The sequence below is a fragment of the Pseudaeromonas pectinilytica genome (assembly GCF_054780855.1).
The window spans coordinates 1-24409 of record NZ_BAAGVN010000014.1 but is presented as its reverse complement, the minus strand read 5'-3'; the positions used below and the strand labels follow the sequence as shown (position 1 = coordinate 24409).

Sequence of the window (24409 nt, the reverse complement as noted above, 5' to 3'; positions counted from 1 at the left end):
ACAACCAAGAGCCCAACAGTGCAAAATCCTGGTTATCGGGTGGGGTGAAAATAGTCAACAACACGTAAAGGGAACAGCGCCGTGCGCAGGCTATCGCCCCGGGCGATAGCCGCTTTCCTTCCGGCAGCAATCACGGGAGAATGGCGACATCGCCATATAACCTACTGGCTGAACCCCTAGCCTACCGGCTGAACCTCAGGAGAAACCATGACTCAGCGCGTCTACTGTATTGCCCAATTCGAGCCCAAGCCGGGCCAGCTGGAAGAGTTATTTCGCGTGTTGCAGGCACTGGAGCCGGACACCTTGCGCGAAGAGGGCTGCATCCAATACCGCATCACCCGTCATATCCCCAGCCCGTTTGCCGAGGGCACCAGCTTCCCGCTGGTGTTCAACGAGATCTGGGCCGATATGGCGGTGTTTGAAGCCCATTGCCAGAAACCCTATATCCAGCGCTTCTTCGACGAGCAGTGCATCAGCGCCGATGGCCTAGTCGCCCAATGGAATGTCTGTGTCTACAGCGACGAGCTGCCCGCCTAAGCGCGAGCTGCCCGCATAAGCACAGAGACTCACTGGCCATAGCGAACATGGCGTAACGGAAGGTGTGGACGAAGCGCAGACCGTTGGCGGCAAGGATGCCGCCGTCGAGCCTACAGGGATGTATTCACGGCGGGTCTGTGTTCGTCCTCACTTCCGGAGACCTCACTCTGGAGTTGCAGACCATACCGCCCCTGTCTGCGAACAGCAGACGAAAAAAAACCCGCCAGCGGCGGGTTTTTTTATGCCAGCAGCAGCGCTTAACGCGGCAGCGTGCTGGAGCCCATCAGGAACTGATCCACTTCGCGGGCGCACTGACGGCCTTCGCGAATGGCCCAGACCACCAGGGATTGACCGCGACGGATGTCACCGGCGGCGAATACCTTAGGCTTGGAGGTGGCATAGCAGCCCACGCCATCGGTGGTGGCCTTGGCATTGCCACGTCCATCCTTGTCGATACCGAAGCTATCCAGCACCTTGGTCAGCGGCTGGGTAAAGCCCATGGCCAGGAATACCAGATCGGCCTTCAGCTCGAACTCGGAGCCCGCCACTTCCACCAGCTTGCCATCCACGAACTCGACCTTGACCAGCTTGAGGGCGGTCAGCTTGCCGTTTTCACCGATGAACTCCTTGGTGGAGACGGCGAACTCACGGACACAGCCTTCGTCGTGGGAAGAAGAGGTGCGCATCTTGAGCGGCCAGTACGGCCAGGTCAGCGCCTTGTTCTCTTGCTCCGGCGGTTGTGGCATCACTTCCAGCTGGGTGATGGAGGCAGCGCCATGACGGTTGGAGGTCCCGACGCAATCCGAGCCGGTATCACCACCACCAATCACCACCACATGCTTGCCCGCGGCGCTGATTGGGTTCTTGTTGTCGCCCGCCACTTCCTTGTTCTGGGGAATGAGGAATTCCAGCGCAAAGTGAATGCCGGAGTTCTCACGACCCGGAACCGGCAGATCCCGCGGCGTCTCGGAGCCACCGGAGAGGATCACCGCATCAAACTGGGCATCCAGCTCGGCCGGAGTCACTAGGGTGACGGCATCGTTGACCACGCCCTTGGGCAGGTCTTTATCGCTGCACACCAGGGTCTTGGTCTTGATGGTGACGCCTTCGGCAACCAGCTGGGCCACACGACGGTCGATGACCGACTTGTCGAGCTTGAAGTCCGGGATGCCGTAACGCAGCAGACCACCGACCCGATCGTTCTTCTCGAACAGGGTCACTTCATGGCCAACGCGCGCCAGCTGTTGAGCCGCCGCCAGACCCGCAGGGCCAGCACCGACCACTGCCACCTTCTTGCCGGTTTTCACGGCAGCCGGTTGCGGCAGGACCCAACCATTTTCCCAGGCGCGGTCAATGATGGCGCGTTCGATGGACTTGATGCCCACCGGCGCGGCATTGATGCCCAGAGTACAGGCCGCTTCACACGGGGCCGGACAGATCCGGCCTGTGAATTCGGGAAAGTTGTTGGTGGAGTGCAGTACCTTGATCGCCTGCTGCCAGTTGCCACGGTAGACCAGATCATTCCAGTCCGGAATGATGTTATTCACCGGGCAGCCGTTATTGCAGAACGGGATACCACAATCCATGCAGCGGGCGCCCTGCTGCTTGGCTTCTTCTACGGTCAGGGTTGGCACGAACTCGCCATAATGTTTGACGCGCTCAGCAACCGGGGCGTAGGTCTCTTTGACTCGCTCGAATTCGAGAAAACCGGTTGGCTTACCCATTACGCAATCTCCTTCTGCTGTTGCTTGGCCGCTGCCAATTCCTTCAGGGCGCGGCGGTATTCATTCGGATAGACCTTGACGAACTTGCCACGGTAGCTGTCCCAGTCGGCCAGGATGGACTTGGCACGCGGGCTACCGGTGAGCTCGGCGTGCTGGGCGATGAGGCCCTTGAGCAGCACTTCGTCGGCCTGTTCCAGGTGCAAGGGTTCATCCTTGGCTTGTTGTGCAGCCGGCAGCACCTTCTCCAGTGCGACTTGCGCCAGGTTGCAGCGCTCGATGAAGGTTTCATCTTCATCCAGCACGTAGGCGATACCGCCGGACATGCCCGCCGCAAAGTTGCGACCGGTTTGTCCCAGCACCACAACCGTACCACCGGTCATGTATTCGCAACCGTGATCACCGACCCCTTCAACCACAGCCGTACCACCGGAGTTACGGACGCAGAAGCGTTCACCCGCAACCCCATTGAGGAAGGCTTCGCCATCGGTGGCACCGTACATGACGGTGTTGCCGCAGATGATGTTGCGGGACGGCTCCGGCGTGAAGGCATCACTCGGACGAATGATGACCCGGCCACCGGACAGCCCCTTGGCCACGTAGTCGTTGCCCTCGCCCACCAGCTCCAGGGTAATCCCCTTGGCCAGGAAGGCGGCAAAGCTCTGACCGGCAGTGCCGTTCAGGCGAACCTGAATGGTGCCAACTGGCAGACCGTCATTGCCGTAACGCTTGGCCACTTCACCGGAGAGCATGGAGCCCACGGTGCGGTTGATGTTCTTGATCGGCAGTTCAATCTTGACCGCTTCACCCTTCTCCAGCGCTGGCTTGGCTTGTGCCACCAGTTGCTGATCCAGGGCTTTTTCCAGGGCGTGGTCCTGGGTTTCGGTGTGCAGACGAGCCACAGAGGCCGGCACTTCCGGTTGGAAGAAGATCTTGGAGAAGTCCAGACCCTGAGCCTTCCAGTGTTCGACACCGGCGCGCTTGTCCAGCAGGTCGGAGCGACCGATCAGGTCGTCAAACTTGCGGATGCCCATTTCGGCCATCAGCTGACGCACTTCTTCCGCAACGAAGAAGAAGTAGTTGACCACATGCTCCGGCTGACCGGTGAAGCGCTTGCGCAGCTCCGGATCCTGAGTCGCCACGCCCACCGGACAGGTGTTCAGGTGGCACTTACGCATCATGATGCAGCCCTGCACCACCAGCGGCGCTGTGGCAAAGCCGAACTCGTCAGCCCCCAGCAGAGCACCGATGATGACGTCACGGCCGGTCTTCATCTGACCATCCACCTGGACGCGGATACGGCTACGCAGTTGGTTCAGTACCAGCGTTTGCTGAGTTTCCGCCAGGCCCAGTTCCCAGGAGGAACCGGCATGCTTGATGGAAGACTGCGGCGAAGCCCCGGTACCACCATCGTGACCGGCGATGACCACGTGGTCAGCCTTGGCCTTGGAAACACCGGCAGCCACGGTACCGACACCCACTTCCGACACCAGCTTCACGGAGATGGAGGCGGCGGAGTTGACGTTCTTCAGATCGTGGATCAGCTGGGCCAAATCCTCGATGGAGTAGATGTCATGGTGCGGCGGCGGGGAGATGAGGCCCACACCCGGCACTGAGTGACGCAGGAAGCCGATATACTCGGAAACCTTGTGACCCGGCAGCTGACCGCCTTCACCGGGCTTGGCGCCCTGGGCCATCTTGATCTGGATCTGGTCGGCATTGACCAGATATTCGGCGGTCACACCGAAACGGCCGGAGGCGACCTGCTTGATGGCAGAGCGCAGGCTGTCACCGGCTTCCAGTTGCAGATCCCGCTCGATGCGCGAGGCACCGATGATTTCGGACAACAGGGTCGGCTGGCTGACCGGAATGAAACGCTTGGCATCTTCGCCGCCTTCACCGGTGTTGGACTTGCCGCCAATCCGGTTCATGGCCACGGCCAGGGTGGTGTGCGCCTCGGTGGAGATGGAGCCCAGCGACATGGCGCCGGTGGCGAAACGCTTGACGATCTCCTTGGCGGATTCGACTTCGTCCAGCGGAACTGGCTCTGCCGCCTTTTTGATCTCGAACAGGCCACGCAAGGTCAGGTGACGCTTGCTCTGGTCGTTGATGATCTGGGCGTATTCCTTGTAGTTGTCAAACTTGCCGCTACGGGTGGCGTGCTGCAGCTTGGCAATGGCGTCCGGGGTCCACATGTGTTCTTCACCGCGGATCCGGAACGCATAGTCGCCACCAGCATCCAGCATCTCGGCCAGTACCGGATCGGCGGAGAAAGCGGCATCGTGCAGACGAATGGCTTCTTCGGCGACTTCAAACAGACCGATCCCTTCCACGTTGGACGGGGTGCCGGTGAAGTACTTCTCGACGAAGGCCTTCTGCAGACCCACGGCTTCGAAGATCTGGGCGCCGGTGTAGGACATGTAGGTGGAGATACCCATCTTGGACATCACCTTGCACAGGCCCTTGCCCACCGCCTTGGTGAAGTTCTTCACATACTTCTCGGCCTTCTCGACGTCGCCTTGCGCCATTTGACGCAGGGTTTCGACCGCGAGCCACGGGTGCACGGCTTCGGCACCGTAGCCACCCAGCAACGCGAAGTGGTGCACTTCACGAGCCGAGCCGGTTTCTACCACCAGACCCGTGCTGGTGCGCAGACCGCGCTTGACCAGACGCTGGTGCACGGCGGAGGTCGCCAGCAGCGCCGGGATCGCCAGTTGATCCTTTGCCACTTTGCGGTCGGAGAGGATCAGGATGTTGGAGCCATGCTTGACCGCATCTTCGGCTTCCGCAGCCAGCGAGGCCAGACGGGCTTCGATACCCTCTTTACCCCAGGCCAGCGGATAGGTGATATCCAGCTCGTGGGAGCGGAACTTGTTGCCGGTGAACTGCTCGATATCGCGGATCTTCTCCATCTGCTTGGCAGAGAGCACCGGCTGGGTGACTTCCAGACGGATCGGCGGATTGATATCGGCATTGTTCAGCAGATTCGGCTTGGGCCCGATGAAGGAGACCAGGGACATGACCAACTCTTCGCGGATCGGGTCGATCGGCGGGTTGGTGACCTGGGCGAACAGCTGACGGAAGTAGCTGTACAGCGGCTTCTCTTTCTTCGACAGCACGGTCAGCGCCGAGTCATTCCCCATGGAGCCAATGGCTTCTTCGCCATTTTCCGCCATCGGAGTCATCAGCAGCTTGATATCTTCCTGGGTGTAGCCAAAGGCTTGTTGCAGCTCGAGCACTTCGGCGCCGTGCTCGGCCGGAGCCACGTCACCTTCGATGTCATCCAGCTTGATGCGGATCTTGTCGATCCACTCGGCATACGGCTTGGCATGGGCCAGGGAGTTTTTCAACTCTTGGTCATCGATGATGCGCCCTTGTTCCATGTCGATGAGGAACATCTTGCCGGGCTGCAGACGCCACTTCTGGGCGATGCGGGAATCTTCGATCGGCAGCACGCCGGATTCGGAGGCCATGACCACCAGATCATCCTTGGTGACCAGGTAACGGGCCGGACGCAGACCATTCCGGTCCAGCGTCGCGCCGATCTGGCGACCATCGGTGAACGCCACGGCGGCCGGGCCGTCCCAGGGTTCCATCATGGCAGCATGATATTCATAGAAGGCGCGGCGCTTGTTATCCATGGTGCCGTGCTTTTCCCAGGCTTCCGGGATCATCATCATCACGGCATGGGCCAGGGAGTAACCGCCCATCACCAGCAGCTCCAACGCGTTATCGAAGGAGGCGGAGTCAGATTGTCCCGGATAGATCAGCGGCCAGACCTTGTTCAGGTCTTCGCCCAGTACCGGTGAGGTAATGGCGCGTTCACGGGCACGCATCCAGTTGACGTTGCCACGGACGGTGTTGATTTCCCCGTTGTGGGCAATCAGGCGGAACGGATGCGCCAGATCCCAGGTCGGGAAGGTATTAGTGGAGAAGCGTTGGTGCACCAGCGCCAGCGCGGAGACAAAACGTGGATCCGCCAGGTCGTTGTAATACAGACCCACCTGATCGGCCAGCAGCAGCCCCTTGTAGTTGACGGTACGCGCCGAGAAGGAGGGTACGTAAAACTCGCCACAGTGCTTGAGCTTCAGCGCGCGAATGGCGTGGGAACAACGTTTGCGGATGATATACAGCTTACGTTCCAGCGCATCGGTGACCAGGATGTCACTGCCGCGACCGACGAAGATCTGACGGATCACCGGCTCTTTGGCCTTGACCACGGGGGACATGGGGCACTCGGCATTGACCGGCACATCCCGCCAGCCCAGCACGATCTGGCCTTCGGCACGCACGGCACGCTCGATCTCTTCCTCACACGCCATGCGCGAAGCCGCTTCTTGAGGCAGGAAGATCATTCCGACGCCGTACTCGCCATCCGCAGGCAGGGTCACGCCTTGCTTGGCCATTTCGGCACGATACAGCTGATCCGGGATCTGCAGCAGAATACCGGCACCATCGCCTTGCAGCGGGTCAGCGCCAACTGCACCCCGATGATCCAGATTTTTCAGGATCAACAATCCTTGTTCAACGATACTGTGGCTCTTCTGCCCTTTCATGTGGGCTACAAAGCCAACACCACAGGCGTCGTGTTCGTTCGCAGGGTCGTAAAGGCCCTGGCGCTGGGGTACCGCCGATTCCATCACGCTTGAATCCTCTCAATCTATCTCGGGTCCATCCGCAGAGAAAAAAAGCTGGCATCTACCAGCTTGGCTGTCACTCTGAGGGCTTGTAACGGGCGAATATACTGTGATTCCCGCCCCAATTCAAGGCAACCCGCTGCCGGTCAGATCAGGGCTTTTCGAGCAAAAAATCATTAAAAGACAAGACGTTATCAAACTAATTCCAGAATAGTGCATCCTGCATCAATTTCGCTCAATTTCGACCGCCGACGTATCCTCGCCTATATCCCGCTGCAATAGCCAAAGCGCGGCGCCCTCATGGGGGTTTTACGTGTTAAAAGTTTAATGAATGGTTAAATTTCAGAGTTTTATTTCGTTTAAGCCTTGAATGGCAGAGTCCGAACTCATGAGGCAATTGAGAGTAGATCGCATTTAAAATCTATCTTGCAGTCATTTGACGCTAAACATGGATTATTTTTAAAGCATTCACCGCCATTCCTGCGGTTTTACCGTCGCTTTGCCGGATCTGCCCGCCGGGTAAAAAAAAATCCAATTTGTGACTCGGTTATAGATTTTGAGCTCTGTCTGCATCCCGCTCTGCCGAGCCCACGCCATGTCTGTTGCTATAACCTGTCCCTTATCGACGCCAGAGACAGGCGCGGCACCCGCAGCAGCGGTGCGGATCAGGCATTGTCGCCATCTCGAGCTGCGAGCCAACTGCGGCTGGTGATATCATGGCGCCACTATTCATCTACAGACCCAGAAGCGAGTACCCCATGAAAATAGGCATCATAGGTGCGATGGACCAGGAAGTTGCCCTGCTGCGAGCCCAGATGAGCGACGTCGAAGAGCTGAGCCTGGCCGGTTGCGAATTCTACAGCGGCCAGCTGGCTGGCCAGCAGGTCGTGCTGACCCGCTCCGGGATCGGCAAGGTGGCCGCGGCGGTTGCCACCACCTTGTTGCTGGATCGCTTCGCACCGGATTGCGTCATCAATACCGGCTCGGCGGGTGGTTTTGATCCCGAGCTGCATATCGGCGATGTGGTCATCTCCAGCGAAGTGCGTCATCACGATGTGGATGTCACCGGGTTTGGCTATGAAATCGGCCAGGTGCCGCAGATGCCCGCCGCCTTTATCGCCGATGAACGCTTGAAGGCCCTGGCGCGCGCCGCCGTAGCCGAGCTGCAAGAGGGGATCCAGAGTAAGGAAGGGCTGATCTGCACCGGCGACCAGTTCATGTGTGACCCGGAGCGTATCGCCAAGGCGCGCGCCGACTTCCCGACCATGGCCGCCGTGGAGATGGAAGGGGCCGCCATCGCCCAGGTCTGCCATCAGTTCGGTGTGCCCTTTGTGGTCACCCGCTCGCTCTCCGATATCGCCGGTAAAGAATCGCCTGACTCTTTTGACGCCTATCTGGAAATCGCGTCTCGCAACTCCTCGGCGATGGTCGTCGCCATGTTGAAACGGATGTAATAGGTGGAAACCTCCCTGCTGTGGACCCTGCTGGAGCAACCGGCCATCTTGCTGGCTCTGGCCTTGCTGCTGGAGTGGATATTGCCATTGCCCTCCCAGGTGCAGCCTTCGGCGCTGGTGCCTTTACTGGAGCGGTTGAGCCAGAAGGTCAATCGGCGCGGCACGCCCCTGACCCAGCAGTGGATCGCGGGCTTATTGACTCCCTTGACGGTGTTGATCCCCGCCCTGCTGGGACAATGGGCCTTGCGCAACCTATCACTCTCCGAGGCGCTATTCGATCTGCTGCTGCTGGTGTGGCTGCTGGAGTGGCGGCCGCTGAAAAATGAATCCCAGGCGCTGCAACACCTGCTGCGGGCCAACAAGATCAGCATGGCCCGTCTGCAACTGGCGCGTTGGACTCGTCGCGATACCAGTCGCCTGAGTCTGATGGGCCTGTGCAAGGCGGCCAGTGAGATGACGGTGCTGCGCTGGCTCGGGCAATGGTTCGGCGTGGCGTTCTGGTTCTTGTTGGCCGGTATCGAGGGCGCCCTCACCTTCCGTCTGCTGCAGCTGATGGCCCAGGCCTTCAGCCCGAAACTGGCGCGCAATCTGCAGTTCGGCGAGTTTTGTTGTCGCCTCTATAGCCTGATGTTACTGCTGCCGGGTTGGTTCGCCACCCTGTTGCTGGGTGCCTTTCCCGGTGGTGGTCCAGCCTTGCTGGCCGCCTTCCGCCAGGCTCGGGGTTGGTACAGCTCCGGTAGTGGCGCCTTGCTGGCCGCCATCGCTGCCGGTTTAGGCATCAGCCTGGGCGGCCCGCGTTTCTATCTGGAGCAGAAGATCCGCTACGTGCGGCTCGGTGGTTCCCGAGAGCCGGACTTGCAGGCGCTGCAACAGGTGCACCGCCGCCTGACGGCGCTGAGTGTCTTGCTGTTATTCCTGCTCGTCGGCTTTGAGGGGATCGCATTCTATGCGCAGTATCTGCGTTAAAGCCCTGTGCTTGCTGCTGGCCTGGTTCGTTGTGGGTGCGCAGGCCGCCGCCCCCCAGCGCCTGGTCAGTCTGACTCCCCACATTACCGAGTTGCTGTTTTCCATCGGTGCCGGCCCCCAGGTCATCGCCACCGATGATGCCAGCGACTGGCCTGCCTCGGTCAAACAGCTGCCCCATGTCGCCAATTACCAGAGCATCAATCTGGAGCGCCTACTGGCGCTGCGGCCGGATCTGGTGCTGGTCTGGAGCGGCTATCAACAGTTGATGGTGCATCAGTTGCAGGCGCTGGATATTCCGGTGCTGGTGGTCGATTCCCGTCGGCTGCAGGATCTGCCACGAGATCTGCGTCAGCTCGGCGAAGCCACCGGTCATAGTGCTCGGGCTGAAGCCCTGGCATTGCAGGTGGAAGCCGATTTTCAGCGGCTCAAGCAGCAGTACCAGCACCGTAAGCCGGTACGACTGCTGTATCAACTCTGGTCGCCGCCACTGACCACGGTTGCCGAAGGCAGCTGGATCCAGGATGCCATCGCCTGGTGTGGCGGTGACAATCCGTTTGCCAGCAGCCCGGCGCCCTATCCGCAGATCAGCGAGGAAGCCGTGCTGTTGCAACAACCGGAGCTCATCATCAGCGCCCAGGATGCCCAGAGTCTGCAACGCTGGCAGCAATGGCCCGAACTGCCAGCGGTCGCCCACCAGCAGCTGAAACTCAGCCAGCCGGATCGCCTGCAGCGCCTGACGCTGCGGACGGTGGCAGGCATCGAGGAGCTGTGCCAGCTCATCGATCAGGCACGCTAATTACCTCCCGCCCGCTGCCTGTTAGATCTGGCAGCGCATCAGGTCAGACCTCTGTCAGATTCGTCTATCCTCAGATGTAGGTTCGCTCATCTGGCAGGGATATCCATGAAACTTCAATCCATCCAACTCAAGATTGCGCTGCTGGCGGGCGGTTGCCTGCTGTGCGCCATGATCCTGTTGTCGGCGCTGTCGTTTTTTTCGGCCCAACGCAGTCAGGAGATGGTGCTCCAGCAAACCGGTCAGGAAGCGAAGGATATCGCCGAGCAACTGCTGCTGGCTCGCACCGAAGCCGAGGCCGCGGCGGTGCAGAATTACCTGAATGAGGCGTTTGTCCGCACCCAGCTCCTGGCCCAGGATATTTACTTTCTGCAAAAATATGCCCGCGAAAACCAGAAAGATGCCGCCTCCTTGCGCCACACAGTGCTGATGAAGGGCCAAGATGCACTCAACATGAGTCGTGAGACCCTGGGGATTTTTGTAGTCATGGAGCCCGATGCGCTGGATGGCACTGACGCGACCTTCAAAGGCAGTGAGCTGACGCAAACCGGCGCCAATGCCGACGGCCGCCAGGCGTTCTATTGGTCACGGAATGAGGCGGGCAAGCCCAGAGTCGAAGCGATCGAGGAAGAGGAACTCGCCGATACCACCCTGGATGCTTACGGCGTAGAAGCCAATGCCTGGGCAACCTGTGCGCTGCGCAGTCAACAGCTCTGCCTGATGGACCCCTACACGGATGAAGTCAACGACCAACCGGTGGCGATGACCTCCATTGTCTTGCCGCTACAACCGGAGGGTCGTCTGCAAGGGATCCTGGGCATGGATTTAGCCCTGGCGCCCTTGCAAGCCATTGTCACCCGGATGGATCAGCAGCTCTACGCCGGTCAAGGCAGCGTACAACTCATCAGCCAGCATGGGGTCATAGCCGCCCAGAGTGACCAACAGCACCCCCCCCTGAACCAGGATCCGCAGGCGCAACAGCGCCAACTGGACGCTTGGTTGGCACAGGGCAAGACCGGGCATCGCTGGCAAGGCGACACGCTGGAAATGGTGGTGCCAATTCCATTGGCACAGAGCGATCAGCGCTGGAATCTGCTGGTGCGCATGCCGGCGGCGGCAGTCTTCGCCTCAACCACACAACTACAGGCCCAACTGGAGCAACAATTCGCCCGGCACCTGCAGGAACAACTGCTGTGGGGGCTGTCATTTACCCTGTTGGCCCTACTGCTGATCACCCTTGCCGCGCACCGCATTGCCAGTCCGATCCGCATCGTCGCCGAACGTCTCAAGGAGATTGCCCACGGTGAAGGCGATCTGACCCAGCGCATTCATCTATCCCAGCGGGATGAAGTCGGTTTACTGGCCCATCGTTTCAATGCGTTTCTCGAACGTCTGCGGAGCACCATCAGTGAAGTCGTGGAAACGGCCGCCGGAACCCGTCATGGCGTGATTGAGGCCTCGGATCTGGCCTTGCAAACCCGCTCGATCCTGCAGGCTCAATCGTTGGAAATCGATCAGGTCGCCACCGCCTGCACCCAGATGCATGCCACGGCCGCCGAAATTGCCGAAAGTGCCCAACAGGCTCTAGCGGCCACCCAAGTCGCCGAGCAAGCGGCACGAGAGGGCCAGCTCGTGGTGGGCCGCACCGATGGCGCCATGCAACAGCTGATGGCGGACATGAGCCAAACCAAGCCCAAAGTGGAAAATCTGTCGCGCAACAGTACCAACATCAATCAGATCCTAGCGGTCATCACCACGATTGCCGAACAAACCAATCTGCTCGCCCTCAATGCCGCCATCGAAGCCGCCAGAGCCGGAGAGCAGGGTCGAGGCTTTGCCGTGGTAGCCGATGAGGTGCGCGGTCTGGCTCACCGCACTCAGGAATCGATTGGCGAGATCCAATCGGTGATCGAACAACTGCAACAGGGCACCCAGGAGGTCGTCGCCGCGATCCTCAGTGGTCATGATCAGGCCTATCAGACTCAACAGCAGGCTCTCGCCTCGGTGGGCGTACTGGAACAAATTAGCCAGGCCATCAACACCATCCACCAGATGAATGAACAAATATCCCATGCGGTGCGCGAGCAGAGTCAGGCCAGCGATGAGATCAGTCGCAACATCTGTAATATTCGCGGCGTCAGCCATAGCATCATCCAGGGAGCCGACAGCTCGGCTCATCTCTCCGAGCAGCTCAGTACCCTGGCCGAACGCCAACATGCACTGGTGGGTCAGTTCAAGATTTAAGAACCGAACTGGTAGCCACCACTCGCATCAGGCCAACCGCTCGGCGCAGCCAGCAGAGAGCTCCCGCCCTGCTGGCTCACCCCCACGGCCCAGCCCCATGACCATGGCGCAGGCGATCAAATGCCAGAGCCTAGGAAATTTCGTCGCCCCTCTAGCCGCTCCGCGTCGCGCTCCGTACAATCTCGCCACTTTATTTCCGCTGGATGTGCTTGCCCATGGATACCACCCTGATTGACCAGCTGGTTTACTATTTTGATCTCTTCGGCACCGCCGTATTCGCCTTCTCCGGGGTGCTGGTCGCCGGTCGTCTGCGCATGGACGCCATTGGCGTCATAGTGCTGGCAGCCGTCACGGCAGTAGGGGGCGGCACCATCCGCGATCTGCTGATTGGCGCTCGCCCCATCTTCTGGATCCAGGACACCACCTATCTGTGGGTTATTCTGGGGACGGCAGCGTTTGGTATGTGGCTGGCCCGGGTGCCGCGCCGCTTGCCCTGGTATGTGTTACCAGTAGCGGATGCCTTCGGGCTGGCGCTATTTGTGGTCATAGGTGCGAAAAAAGCGCTGTTATTCGGCACCTCGGGCATGGTCGCCGTGGTGATGGGAGTCATTACCGGGGTGGCCGGGGGGCTGATCCGCGATGTGCTGGCCCGGGAAATCCCCATGGTGCTGCAAAAAGAGATCTACGCTACCGCCTGTATCTTCGGCGGAGTGCTCTATACCGTCTCGCTCTCCCTGGAGCTGGCCCACATTCCCGCCATGCTGATCAGCATGCTGGGCGTGCTGGCGGTGCGTATCACCGCCATCTTCCGCCATCTCTCCTTGCCGTCGTTCGCCCTGCGCGACTGATTGAACGGGTCTGCGGTTTTCTCCGGCCCCAGACCCGGCCTATACTGGCTTCCCCTCGTCATGGAGAAGCCACTGTGTCCCGTTTTGTCCTCATCACTGGTTGTTCTAGCGGTATCGGTTATCACGCCGCACATCGTCTGCAACAAGAAGGCTTTCACGTCATCGCCTCGGCGCGTCACCCCGATGCGGTGGCCCGTCTGCAGGCCGAAGGGCTGACCGCCATCCAGCTGGATTTGGCCGATACCGCCTCCATCCGTGCCGCCGTGGCACAAACCCTGGAACTCTGTCACGGCCGCCTCTATGGATTGTTCAATAATGGCGCGTATGGCCAGCCCGGAGCTCTGGAAGATCTACCGACCGATGCCCTGCGCGCCCAGTTCGAGAGTAATTTTTTTGGCTGGCACGAACTGACCCGCTTGTTATTGCCGAGCATGCTGGCCGCCAACGAGGGGCGCATCATCCAGAACAGTTCGGTGCTTGGCCTGGTGGCGATGAAATATCGCGGTGCCTATAACGCCAGCAAATTTGCCCTCGAAGGCTATACCGATACCTTGCGTCTCGAATTGCGGGGTACCGGGGTGCAGATCAGTCTCATCGAGCCTGGGCCCATCGCCAGCCAATTCCGCGCCAATGCCCTGGCGGCATTGCGTCAGCACATCGATCTGGAACACAGCCGCCATACCCCCGTTTACCAGCAGACCCTCAGTCGCCTGGAAAAAGTGGTGCCCGGCAACCGCTTCACCCTGCCGCCCGAGGCCTGTATGCCGCCGCTTCTGCATGCGCTCAACGCCCGCCGCGCCCGCCCGCGCTATCAGGTGACGACACCGAGTAAATGGATGAATCTGCTACGCGGCTGGCTGCCGACCCGGCTGCTGGATGCCCTGGTCGCCAAATCGGCCTGAAGTGTCATCTCAAGATAGATGGTTGTTCGTCTGGGGAAACGCCGCTAACACTACGGGCCCCGCAGGGCCCGTAGCGTTGACAATAAATCGCAGCGCTTAACCGTAGTGCTGACCATTGTCATAATAGGCAGTACGCGTCAGGGGGAGCACGATCACAGCCACATCCTGCTCGGCACCCAACTGGGCCTTCACCGCCTGGGTGATGAGTTGGGCCGCCTGATCCTGCACCACCTGCCCACGATCGAACCACATCAGCTCGACGAAGGGATAGCCCGGCACCGTCTGGCCGGCGATAATAAACTCGCTGGCGACCAGCTCCAGGGTAAAGTGCGCCACAGGGGCACCGGTCAGAGTGGAGAGATCTTGCACCAGTTGGCCACTCAAGCGCGCCAGAGGCTCACGCGCTATGCCACGAAAACGTAAGTGAGGCATAATATTTCCCATGTTGGATAAGCATCCGACCACCGGTCCACTCTGGACCAGCAGCCACATCAAGCTCCCCATCATAAGGCGCTCACGCAGATGAAAAAAGGCAACCCCATCAAAAGCTGGCAAGCGGGTCTCTGTTCCCTGTTGCTGCTACCGGCCATGGTCCTGGCCGAGCCCGGTTTCTGGCACGCCAGCAAAGAGGGGCGCAACCTGTGGATCCTGGGATCCATCCATGTCGGACAAGATAGCTTCTACCCCTTGCCCAAGCCGATTGAAGATGCCTGGCAACAAGCCGATGTGCTGATCGTCGAGGCCGACCTGCGCGCCATCAGCGAGCAGGACCAGCAGCAGATCGTCCAGCTCAGCCAACTGCCAGCCGGTGACAAGCTAGCCAATCACCTGAGTCCGACCCTGTATCAGCAGGTGGTGAAACAGGCCCAGGCCTATGGTCTGCCGGAAGCCGGTATTCAGCAACTGCGCCCCTGGGTCACCGCCATCACCCTGATGCAGCAGGCTTTGGCCAGTGCCGGTTATCAACCGGAGCTCGGCGTCGATGAGCACTTCTCCAGCCAGGCCGCCCGTATGGGGGTCCCCATTCGCGGTTTGGAGCGGGTGCCGGAACAGTTTGGCTATCTCGCCGGCATGAACGAGCTGGAAGATGATTTCCTGCAGGCGACCATCGAGCAGATCGGCACCATGAAGACGGAAGTGCCGAAGCTTATCCAGGCCTGGCAGGATGGCGATGGCCCTATGCTGCAGAAGATGCTGAGTGAAGAGCAAGGCAGCCCGCAATTGCAGGAGCTGATGGAGCGCCGTCTGCTCAAGGAGCGCAACCATAACTGGATCCCGAAACTGACGGTGATGCCGGAGAAAAACCAGTTCCTGGTGGTGGGCGCCCTGCATCTGTATGGCCCGGATGGCGTATTGAATCTGCTGCGCCAGCAAGGCTATCAGCTGCAGGTCGTCACCGACGCCACCGAATAAATCAGAGCCGTTACTCACAGCATCAGGAATTTTACGTCATGAGCTACGCCAAACTTGAACAACGCTTCACCCAATTGCATCACTTCGCCCATCTGGGGGCTATCTGTGGTTGGGATCGTGCCACCATGATGCCCGATGGCGGCAATCCGGCTCGATCCGCCGCTCTGGCCGAACTCTCGGTGCTGATGCATCAACGCCTGACCGGCCCCGAGATGGCGGACTGGTTTGCTGCCGCCGCCGAAGAGTCGTTGAGCGCCAGCCAGCAGATCAGCCTCGGCGAGATGCGTCGGCAGTGGCAACAGGCGACTGTGCTGCCCGAGGCGCTGGTCCAGGCCAAATCTCTGGCCGGCTCCCGCTGTGAACATGCCTGGCGCGAGCAGCGCAAACAGAACGACTGGCAGGGATTTCTCGGCAACTTCCGCGAGGTCGTGGCCTTGTCCCGGGAAGAGGCGCAGATCCGTGCCGCCGCCACCGGCTTGCGCCCCTATGACAGCCTGCTCGACTTGTACGAGCCGGGCATGAACAGCGCCCGTCTCGACACCCTGTTCGGCGATCTCAAGAGCTGGTTGCCCAACCTCATCCAGCAAGTAACCGAGCGCCAGCAGCACGAAACCCTGATCCAGCCCCAAGGCCCCTTCCCGACCGCCAAACAGGCCGAACTGGGCAAGCAGGTGATGCAACTGCTGGGCTTTGATTTCAATCGCGGACGTCAGGATGTCAGCGTGCATCCCTTCTGCGGCGGCGTGCCCAGCGATGTGCGCATCACCACCCGCTATGATGAGGCCGATTTTACCCAGAGCCTGATGGGCATCATCCACGAAACCGGCCATGCCCGTTATGAACAGGGGTTACCGCTGGATCGGCTGGCGCTGCCGGTCGGACAGGCGCGCTCCATGGGTATCCATGAGAGTCAGAGTCTGTTCTTCGAGATGCAGATGGCTCGCCATCCGGCCTTTATGGCCCGACTCTCGCCGCTGGTCAGCCAGACCTTTGGCGCGCAAGCGGCCTTGAGCAGCGACAATCTGGCGCGCCTCTACACCCGGGTCGAGCCGGGCTTTATCCGGGTCGATGCCGACGAAGTCACCTATCCAACCCACGTCATGCTGCGCTATGAAGTAGAGCAGAAGCTGATTGAAGGAGCTCTCGAGGCGAAGGATATCCCCGAGCTGTGGAACCTGCGCATGACCGACTATCTGGGACTCAGCACCCTGGGCAATGATCGCAACGGTTGCATGCAGGATATCCACTGGACCGATGGCAGCTTCGGCTACTTCCCCAGTTACACGCTCGGCGCCATGTATGCCGCGCAATTTGCCGCCGCCCTGCAGCGGGAGCTGGGGGACTTTACCACTCTGCTCGGCAGCGCCGAGGGGCTGGCCCAGGTCTTTGGCTGGCTGCAACGCCACATCTGGCATCCGGCCAGCAGTCTGGGCACCGATGCCCTGGTCCAGGCCGCGACCGGTGAAGCCTTGAATGCCGTCCATTTCCGCCGACATCTCGAACAGCGGTATCTGGGCTAATCCCGAAGTGAAAAGCTGAGCATCCAGATAACGGATGCTTGGGTCAAAGAAGCTCAGATATGAGGACGGGCCACGGCGGTGGCCTGTGTGCTAAATCGCCGTTCCTAATAAAAGCTCACTCACCGCAGCGACTTAGGTAGCGCTAAGCTGACCCTCTGCGCCAGGGATGGCGCAGCGGAGCGCCCATGGACGGGTTCACGGCGTGTCAGCGTGTGATACCTTGTCGAAGGCATCTTTAGGATCAGTCAGTTAGCAGGAGAATACCATGCAGCGTTACACCCGGATCCCCACTCCCTGCGGCCCCTTGCTGCTGGTGATCAACGAGCAGGGATTATGCCATGTGGATTTTTGCCACAGCCCGAATCCGGTGCCGGTAGAGGAGAGCTGGCAGCTCGATGAGGCGGCGCTGGCCCCCTATGCCGAGCAATTTAACGCTTACTTCGCGGGGCGGTTACAGACATTCGAGTTACCCCTGGCAGCCCGGGGCACCGAGTTCCAGCAGCAGGTGTGGCAGGCGCTGACCCGGATCCCCTATGGCCACACCCGTAGCTATGCCGATATCGCCGACATCATCGGCAATCCCAAGGCGGTGCGTGCAGTCGGAGCGGCCAACGGTCGCAATCCACTGGCGATTATCGTGCCCTGTCATCGGGTGATCGGGAGGGATGGCAGCCTCACCGGCTATGCTGGTGGGCTGGCCATTAAACAGTTTTTACTGAATCTGGAGCAAGCTGGCTAGCTGGCTCTATGCTCGATCAATTCCCGCAGCGCCTGGGGCAAGAGTGCGCGCAGGCGACGGGTCAGAGCCTGCTCATGGCGCTGCCAGAGAATGCCCAGATAGATGATGGCAAAACCGGCCAGGGTCATCACAAACGGGAACAGCAGGCTATCTTCGAACACGTCATAGGCCAGATGGCCGATATACGCGCAGATGCCGAAGGCAGCAAAGATCGCAAAGGCGCGGCGCGCCAGTATGGCCCCCAGCAGCAGTAAGCCCAGATTGATGCACAGGTAGATAAACTTGTTCCACTCGCTGTCGGAACTCATGCTGGAGAGCCCCCCCCAGAAGGCCATCAGACCGAACAGGTAGAGCCAGAAGGCGTAATCCCGGGTATGACGGGTGCGAATATCCACCCAGAAGCCCAGCAGCATGATCAGCAGACCGCTATACACCGAGACCCACTTGCGCAGCAGCCAGTCATAATCCTCGTGGCCGAACAGGAAGGGGGTCAAGTCCATGCTCATGTACCAGAGAGTGACCGCAATCGGCATCACCAAAAACGGCAAACGGTAACGCCACAGCAAGACGGCACCTGCCGCCAGTGTGGCCAGCTCCATCATGATCCAGCGCCAGTCGATGTAGCGGTGATAGTCGCGATACTCCATCTCGCCGCTCCACTGCCCACACAGTTGTTGCACGCCGTACACCAGCAATGGCGTCAGCGCCAGCACGAAGGTGGCACAGATCCCCGCCGGGATTGGCAACTGGCGCTGGAGTAGATTCTCGGTGACCGCCAGGCCGGCAACCGCATAGATAAGGCAGATGACCACCAGGCCGCTGCCACCAAACTGCTCCCAACCCAGGGTCATGAACAGCGTCATGGCACCGATGGCCAATAGGCCGCCGAAGTAATAGAGCAGATGGCTGGCACGAAATCCCGGCCGATCGGCATTGGCGTGCTGCAAAAACGTCCACAGCGGTTCGATTTGTTCGGCCTGCAGCAACCCCTGTTGCTCGGCCTGATGGAGCATGTGGCGATCCAGATGCATGGCAGACTCCCGTAATGTCGTGGCCATCAGGCTACTGGCTTTCAACCGCACGCCCTAGCGGCATGGCACGACTTTCCGGCGGTGGATCACAGTCCCGGCGCTGCAGTCATGGCGCTAGATAGCCACCATCGCGATGGCTTAACGCTTGCCGGTCTTCAGGCTACCCAGCACATGCATCTCGCAGCGCTTGCAATCAAAGCGCAGCCGGAAGGTATCCGGCCCTATGGTCAGCTGCAGCGAGTCCGGTTTAAAGCCCGGCCCCTGCTCTTTCGGGCACTGGTTGAAGCTGTAGCGCAGGCAGTGCTTGGTGATCATCAAGGAGACTTCATCCTCCTCCTGATTGCACTCGTAGGCTGGCGCCATCTGCTCGACACCGTGAGCGGTAAAGAAGGCTGCAGCCGCCGCGTTATAGACATTGCCCAGATAGCTCAGTGTCGTGGTGCCCACCAGGGGCACCGGCAGTTGGATCGGTGCTCTGGCCGGGCGTTGGTAGCCCGCCAGGCGCGCCGCTTCCAGTGCCGCAATCCCCTCACGGCGCAACTGGTTGAGCATGCCGACCGGAATAAACCAGGGCTCGCTCACCTCCAGCGCCACCTGCGTGGCATAAAAATCGGTGGTGCCCAGTTTGGCCAACTGCTCGCGCAGTGTGGTGACGGCGCGCTCGGGATCCTTGGGCGGCTGTTTTTCCAGCACCAGCTCGGCCCGGGCTGAAACACCCGCTTCATCCACCAGCTGCAGGGCCACACCGCTCGGGGTGTCGAGCAAGGTCAGCGCCACGCCAATTCGCCGCTCGGCCGAGGGCTTGGCCAGCAGGGCGGCAAACGCCTGATCATGATTACGAAACAGCGCCATCCCCAGTTTGAGTCCAGCTACCGGTTCGGCCAGATAGAGACGGTTCCCCTCGGCCCGATTGACCCGCACCCCGGTCAGGGTCCGATTCGGCGCGTAGAAGGTCAAACCATCGCCGTTATGGAATTCGACGCCGGCCGGTACCTGCCCCAGGCTCAGCCAGTGAGTACCGGGCTTGCCCTGACTACCAGAATCTTGCAGCACACCCACCGGCTCACCGGCATATTTGGGGCTCAGGAACGAGGTGATCTCCGGCTGGCGGCCATGGAGGAAGTAATCGGTACTGCCGCGGTTGAAGCTCTTTTGCGGATCCGGCGTAAAGCTGAAGGTGGAGCGCCCGACCGAGGCACGCACCAGCTCCGGGCGCTCCAGCAAGATGCTATCCAGCTCGCGGCGATACCAAGCGGTGATGTTCTTGACGTAGTCGAGTCCCTTCAGGCGCCCCTCAATCTTCAGTGAGCGCACGCCGGCGTCAATCAACTCTCGCAGATTGTGGGTCTGGTTCATATCCTTGAGGGAGAGCAGATGACTGCTCTGGGCCAGCACCTCGCCATCGGTCTGCTTCTCTAGCGTGCAGGGCAGACGGCAGATCTGGGCGCACTCCCCCCGATTAGCGCTGCGTCCGGTCATGGCATGGCTGATATAGCACTGGCCGCTGTAACTGACGCACAGGGCACCATGAATGAAAAACTCCAGCGCCACGCCGCTACTGGCCGAGATCTCGCGGATCTGCTCCAGCGACAACTCGCGGGCCAGCACCACCTGGGAGAAGCCCACCTGTTCGAGAAAGCGCACCTTCTGCGACGTACGGTTATCGGTCTGGGTACTGGCATGCAGCGCGATCGGTGGCAGATCCAGCTGCAGCAACCCCATGTCCTGCACGATCAGGGCATCGGCTCCGGCGGTATACAACTGGTGGGTCAAGCGTTCGGCGTCGGCCAGCTCGTCATCTTTCAAGATGGTATTGAAGGCGACATAAACCCGGGCCCCGAAGCGATGGGCATAGCGGCACAGCTGCTCGATATCCGCCACGCTATTGCCAGCCGCCGCCCGGGCACCAAAGGTCGGGCCGCCGATATAGAGGGCATCGGCACCGTGACGAATGGCTTCCATGCCAGATTCCAGATTTTTGGCCGGAGCCAGCAGCTCCAGGGGATGGCGATTGGGGGTCATAAGCAACAACCTGCAAAGCGTGGGGAGTGAAAAACGGCGCCGAGTATAGCAGCGCCGGGAGTGGGTTCTTTTGATCCGGCCCCCGATCCCCGTCAACTCGCAGGAGCGACAGCCGGATGCGCAGCTTAAGGGTCTGGGTTCTGCTTGGCGCGCATGATGTTGATGATCTCCACATCGGTATCCAGCATCCCCTGCCGGGACAAACGGCCGAGATTGGCGATGGTCTCATCCACGGTACTGGCGACAATGCCTTCACTCTGGGTCACTCCCAGATTGTTCACGGCCATTAAAGAGGCCTTGATGGCCGTCGAGGTCGAAGTCGAGACCTTCATCGAACAGGCACTGCCCGCGCCATCGCAGATGATGCCCGAGACATCACCAATCATATTGTTGATGCAGTAGCCAATCTGCCGCTCATCACCACCCAGCAACCAGGTGATCGCAGCCCCCGCCCCCATGGCTGCGGTACTGGCGGCACACAGCGCCGATAACTTGTTCTGATAGGTCTTGATGTAGATGGCCACCAGATGGCTCATCGCCAGCGCTCGGGTCAAGGCCTCCTCGGAGCTGCCCAGAAACCGGGCTGCCGCCACCACCGGCATGGTCGCGGCTATGCCCTGGTTGCCGGAGCCGGAGTTGGACATGGCCGGCAGCATGGCGCCATCCATCCGCGCATCGGAAGCCGCCGAGGTCAGACGCATGGCCAAGGTCATCAAATCGTCGGATAGCAGTCGACGCTCCACCTGCTCGGTCAGGATCTTGCCAATCTGCAAGCCATAACCACGTAGTCCCTCATCGCTGAGCGCCTGATTCATCACAGCCGCATCGCGAATAAACCCGATCTCGGACAGCGGTACCTGCAAGGCAAATTCGACGATAGCCTGCAGAGTCATCACCGAACTGCCGGCGGTTTTGATCGACACTGCCGGAGCACTCGATTGTCGCTGCAACTCCTGACCATCCAGCTCCAGCAGGGTGATCCGAGTATGATCGGTACAGATCACCACCCGAGCCTCATGCCCGCCGCCCTGCGCCACCACCTCGGCATACAGCACCTCGGGCACCGCTTTGACATCCACCCGTACCTGCGGCAGCAACTGCTTGGCGATTTCCAGTTGCTGGGGTGTCAGCTGTTTAAGCACTTCCAGGCCCGCATTCGGATCGCCGCCGATGGCACCGACAGCAGCAGCAATCGCTAATCCGGTCATGCCGGTCCCGGGCACACCGACCCCCATGCCGTTTTTAAACAGATTGCCACTGACCCAGACCTGCAGCTGTTCGGGCGCACAGCCCAGCAACTGCCGGCAGTTGGCCGCAGCCAACGCCACCGACATGGGTTCGGTACACCCCAGAGCAGGCACGACATCACGGCGCAGAATATGAATAAATTCAGCCCAAGCGCTGGGCAAGTTTGCTTCGGAGCCAGTAGAAGGGGATGGCATCATGATAGGGACTTCTCTTGAGAGTCGGCGGTCTGTGCCGCCTTATGATTACGAATATGCAGATAGACGGTATGGCGGGAAATGGCCAACCGCTCGGCGACGCGATGGGCCGCTTCCTTGATTTCAAACAGCCCCCGATCATACAAGGTGGTAATGATGGCCTTGTTGCGCGCCGATGCCGGCAAGCGGGTGTCGGCATCCACCTTGGCCATCACCTGTGCCACCAGATCGTCCACCGAGTTGGCAAAACTCTCGTTTTCCAACACCACTGGCACAGTATTGAGCGAATTGGCCATCACAGGCATCGACAACGCCGCCAGCAGCGACGAGAGCGGTGCATCCAGACTGAAATTGACACACAACATGCCAATCGGTTGTTGCTGCCGGTTGCGAATAGTCATGGAGGCGGACTTGAGCAGTTGTCCCTGACGGTTGCGGGAAAAATAGCTGCGCCAGCTCACCTGATCTTGCGGACCTTGCTCTTGCGGACCCTGCTCTTGCGGATGAACCGTCGTCTGTCGCAGTTGCGCCAGGGCAAAGTCGGTGGCAGGAGCCCCGGCCTCACGACCGGTAATGTGGCCGTTGGCAATCTTGATCACCGAGGCATCCAGCTGATCAAAGGCGTGCAATACCACCTCGCAGCCGGTGCCGAGCAGGGACGCCAAGCCATCCACCAAAGGGACGAAATTGGCGATCAGATGGCGATCCTCATCGGTAAACGCAGCCGGTAATGGCAACACACTCACACTCCTCTCAATCCGCAGGTAACCGAGGTGCGGAGTGTATCCGCAGGCTCAACTTATGTTGAGTTTAAATTCGTAAAACCACACTAAAAATAGTGAAACCCACCATTCATACTCAAATGAAGTTGAGATACGACCATGTATGGCATTCGAGGAAAGAATGTTAGAAATTGATGCGGTGTGACCCGCAACAAACCGAGATGAATATCAGCGGCATCCCGAAAACTTAACCGGCGTGGCGCAGGTCATCGAAATAGCGGACTTTGAGTTCCGGAATGGCACAGGAGTCGTGAATGGTATCCAGCATGGCAGCCGGTTCATCCTGCATGGCTTCATGGCGCAGTTGTTCGCCCTGCACATAAAGGCGGTGCTTCTCCTGCGCCAACGGCGACAGGTTGTTCCACACCTCGGCATCAAACTGGAATTGCTTCAGAGTCAGTGGCTCAGGCTCCAGGCACTCCAGCAAACGCACGGAGGCCATGCCGCCTTGTGTCAGTTGGGCCGCCATGGCCAGTGCCCGATCCGCACTGCGAACATGAGCCTCGACCGGTTTGGCCTGGGGCAACTCGAAACGACGGCGCCAATCGATACTTGTGCTATCGACCGGGATGGCATCCGCGACCCAGGGTTGATCTTCCACATCGAGCGACAGCATGGCCAACAGCAGCGAAAACTCGGAACGACGCCCCTGGCTTATCGCCTGGTTCAGCGTCTGTCCGAGCTGTAGCTCGTCGACTAAATAGTGTTCGCGTAAGGCATGTGGGGTCATGGAGTAAAGTGTGAAAAATAGGCATCTAGTTGTTTATCGGCCAGTTTTGGTCTTGCTTTAACAAAAAGATTTAAATTCGGGGCTTCACTTCCAAAGAGAATCTGATACTATGCGCCCGCACTTGTGGAGGGGTTCCCGAGCGGCCAAAGGGATCAGACTGTAAATCTGACGGCTCTGCCTTCGAAGGTTCGAATCCTTCTCCCTCCACCATTAAGTGCACGAAATTAAGAGGTTCTCCCGTGGAGGGGTTCCCGAGCGGCCAAAGGGATCAGACTGTAAATCTGACGGCTCTGCCTTCGAAGGTTCGAATCCTTCTCCCTCCACCATTCCTCTTGAGTTCACATAGCGTTACCAAGGTTATCCCGTGGAGGGGTTCCCGAGCGGCCAAAGGGATCAGACTGTAAATCTGACGGCTCTGCCTTCGAAGGTTCGAATCCTTCTCCCTCCACCATTTCTCTTCAGTTCACACAGCGTTACCAAGGTTATCCCGTGGAGGGGTTCCCGAGCGGCCAAAGGGATCAGACTGTAAATCTGACGGCTCTGCCTGGCGCTGTTCCCTTTACGTGTTGGGGCAATCTATACTTGCAGTAAGTTCGCTGGACTGAGGTGCCCGCTATGGATACCAACC

General features: G+C 59.8%; 18 protein-coding genes and 3 tRNA genes. 13 read left to right on the top strand and 8 right to left on the bottom strand.

Annotated elements, in window-relative coordinates; genetic code table 11:
• Positions 1–207 precede the first annotated feature (207 nt).
• Positions 208–537: a putative quinol monooxygenase gene (locus ACYVG7_RS01550; protein ID WP_460881491.1), complete on the top strand. Its 330-nt coding sequence runs from the start codon at positions 208–210 to the stop codon at positions 535–537.
• A gap of 257 nt (positions 538–794) precedes the next feature.
• Here ACYVG7_RS01550 and ACYVG7_RS01545 read toward each other — a convergent pair whose 3' ends face one another.
• Positions 795–2261 carry a glutamate synthase subunit beta gene (locus ACYVG7_RS01545; RefSeq protein WP_460881490.1) on the bottom strand — a complete coding sequence of 489 codons (1467 nt, stop codon included), beginning with the start codon at positions 2259–2261 and terminating at the stop codon, positions 795–797.
• Positions 2261–6898, bottom strand: coding sequence for a glutamate synthase-related protein (locus tag ACYVG7_RS01540; RefSeq protein WP_460881493.1), 4638 nt, complete (start codon positions 6896–6898; stop codon positions 2261–2263). The genes ACYVG7_RS01545 and ACYVG7_RS01540 overlap by 1 nt, the downstream gene beginning before the upstream one ends.
• A 755-nt stretch (positions 6899–7653) precedes the next feature.
• Between ACYVG7_RS01540 and mtnN the strand changes: the two genes are divergently transcribed.
• The 6 genes from mtnN (at position 7654) to ACYVG7_RS01510 (ending at position 14102) form a co-directional block, all read left to right on the top strand.
• Positions 7654–8349: a 5'-methylthioadenosine/S-adenosylhomocysteine nucleosidase gene (mtnN, locus tag ACYVG7_RS01535; RefSeq protein WP_460881489.1), complete on the top strand. Its 696-nt coding sequence runs from the start codon at positions 7654–7656 to the stop codon at positions 8347–8349.
• 3 nt (positions 8350–8352) lie between these two features.
• Entirely contained in the window at positions 8353–9315 is a 963-nt protein-coding gene (locus ACYVG7_RS01530) for a cobalamin biosynthesis protein (RefSeq protein WP_460881488.1), read from the top strand.
• Positions 9296–10111, top strand: coding sequence for a cobalamin-binding protein (locus ACYVG7_RS01525; RefSeq protein WP_460881487.1), 816 nt, complete (start codon positions 9296–9298; stop codon positions 10109–10111). Before ACYVG7_RS01530 ends, ACYVG7_RS01525 begins: the two co-directional genes overlap by 20 nt.
• Before the next feature lie 105 nt (positions 10112–10216).
• Positions 10217–12352 carry a methyl-accepting chemotaxis protein gene (locus tag ACYVG7_RS01520; RefSeq protein ID WP_460881486.1) on the top strand — a complete coding sequence of 712 codons (2136 nt, stop codon included), beginning with the start codon at positions 10217–10219 and terminating at the stop codon, positions 12350–12352.
• A 215-nt stretch (positions 12353–12567) separates the two neighbouring features.
• A complete protein-coding gene (locus tag ACYVG7_RS01515; protein ID WP_460881485.1) occupies positions 12568–13200 on the top strand; it encodes a trimeric intracellular cation channel family protein in 633 nt (210 codons plus the stop codon).
• Between the two features lie 74 nt (positions 13201–13274).
• Positions 13275–14102, top strand: coding sequence for an SDR family oxidoreductase (locus ACYVG7_RS01510; protein WP_460881484.1), 828 nt, complete (start codon positions 13275–13277; stop codon positions 14100–14102).
• A gap of 96 nt (positions 14103–14198) precedes the next feature.
• Here the strand turns inward: ACYVG7_RS01510 and ACYVG7_RS01505 are convergent, their stop codons facing one another.
• Positions 14199–14534, bottom strand: coding sequence for a DUF1904 domain-containing protein (locus ACYVG7_RS01505; protein WP_460881483.1), 336 nt, complete (start codon positions 14532–14534; stop codon positions 14199–14201).
• Between the two features lie 90 nt (positions 14535–14624).
• Here ACYVG7_RS01505 and ACYVG7_RS01500 point away from each other — a divergent pair, with 90 nt between their 5' ends.
• From ACYVG7_RS01500 to ACYVG7_RS01490, 3 genes are all read left to right on the top strand, one after another.
• A complete protein-coding gene (locus ACYVG7_RS01500; protein WP_460881482.1) occupies positions 14625–15515 on the top strand; it encodes a TraB/GumN family protein in 891 nt (296 codons plus the stop codon).
• 38 nt (positions 15516–15553) lie between these two features.
• Entirely contained in the window at positions 15554–17035 is a 1482-nt protein-coding gene (locus tag ACYVG7_RS01495) for a carboxypeptidase M32 (RefSeq protein WP_460881481.1), read from the top strand.
• A 265-nt stretch (positions 17036–17300) separates the two neighbouring features.
• A complete protein-coding gene (locus ACYVG7_RS01490) occupies positions 17301–17774 on the top strand; it encodes a methylated-DNA--[protein]-cysteine S-methyltransferase (RefSeq protein ID WP_460881480.1) in 474 nt (157 codons plus the stop codon).
• On the opposite strand, the gene ACYVG7_RS01485 is transcribed toward ACYVG7_RS01490, so the two are convergent.
• The 5 genes from ACYVG7_RS01485 to ACYVG7_RS01465 all read right to left on the bottom strand — a co-directional run bounded on the left by ACYVG7_RS01485 (position 17771) and on the right by ACYVG7_RS01465 (position 23781).
• The gene (locus ACYVG7_RS01485; RefSeq protein ID WP_460881479.1) at positions 17771–18850 is read right to left on the bottom strand and encodes a DUF2157 domain-containing protein; all 1080 of its coding nucleotides are present in this window, start codon (positions 18848–18850) and stop codon (positions 17771–17773) included. The two genes, ACYVG7_RS01490 and ACYVG7_RS01485, sit on opposite strands and share 4 nt — an antisense overlap.
• Positions 18851–18943: 93 nt before the next feature.
• Positions 18944–20827 (bottom strand): peptidase U32 family protein, encoded by a 1884-nt coding sequence (locus tag ACYVG7_RS01480; protein ID WP_460881478.1) that lies wholly within the window; start codon positions 20825–20827, stop codon positions 18944–18946.
• 125 nt (positions 20828–20952) lie between these two features.
• Positions 20953–22269: an L-cysteine desulfidase family protein gene (locus tag ACYVG7_RS01475; protein ID WP_460881492.1), complete on the bottom strand. Its 1317-nt coding sequence runs from the start codon at positions 22267–22269 to the stop codon at positions 20953–20955.
• The gene (locus ACYVG7_RS01470) at positions 22269–23009 is read right to left on the bottom strand and encodes a helix-turn-helix transcriptional regulator (RefSeq protein WP_460881477.1); all 741 of its coding nucleotides are present in this window, start codon (positions 23007–23009) and stop codon (positions 22269–22271) included. The genes ACYVG7_RS01475 and ACYVG7_RS01470 overlap by 1 nt, the downstream gene beginning before the upstream one ends.
• Before the next feature lie 229 nt (positions 23010–23238).
• Complete coding sequence (locus ACYVG7_RS01465) at positions 23239–23781, bottom strand: VC2046/SO_2500 family protein (protein WP_460881476.1); 543 nt, start codon at positions 23779–23781, stop codon at positions 23239–23241.
• 125 nt (positions 23782–23906) lie between these two features.
• Between ACYVG7_RS01465 and ACYVG7_RS01460 the strand changes: the two genes are divergently transcribed.
• The 3 genes from ACYVG7_RS01460 to ACYVG7_RS01450 all read left to right on the top strand — a co-directional run bounded on the left by ACYVG7_RS01460 (position 23907) and on the right by ACYVG7_RS01450 (position 24232).
• Positions 23907–23991: transfer RNA gene (locus ACYVG7_RS01460), tRNA-Tyr, on the top strand.
• Between the two features lie 31 nt (positions 23992–24022).
• Positions 24023–24107, top strand: a tRNA-Tyr gene (locus tag ACYVG7_RS01455).
• 40 nt (positions 24108–24147) lie between these two features.
• Positions 24148–24232, top strand: a tRNA-Tyr gene (locus ACYVG7_RS01450).
• Positions 24233–24409 lie beyond the last annotated feature (177 nt).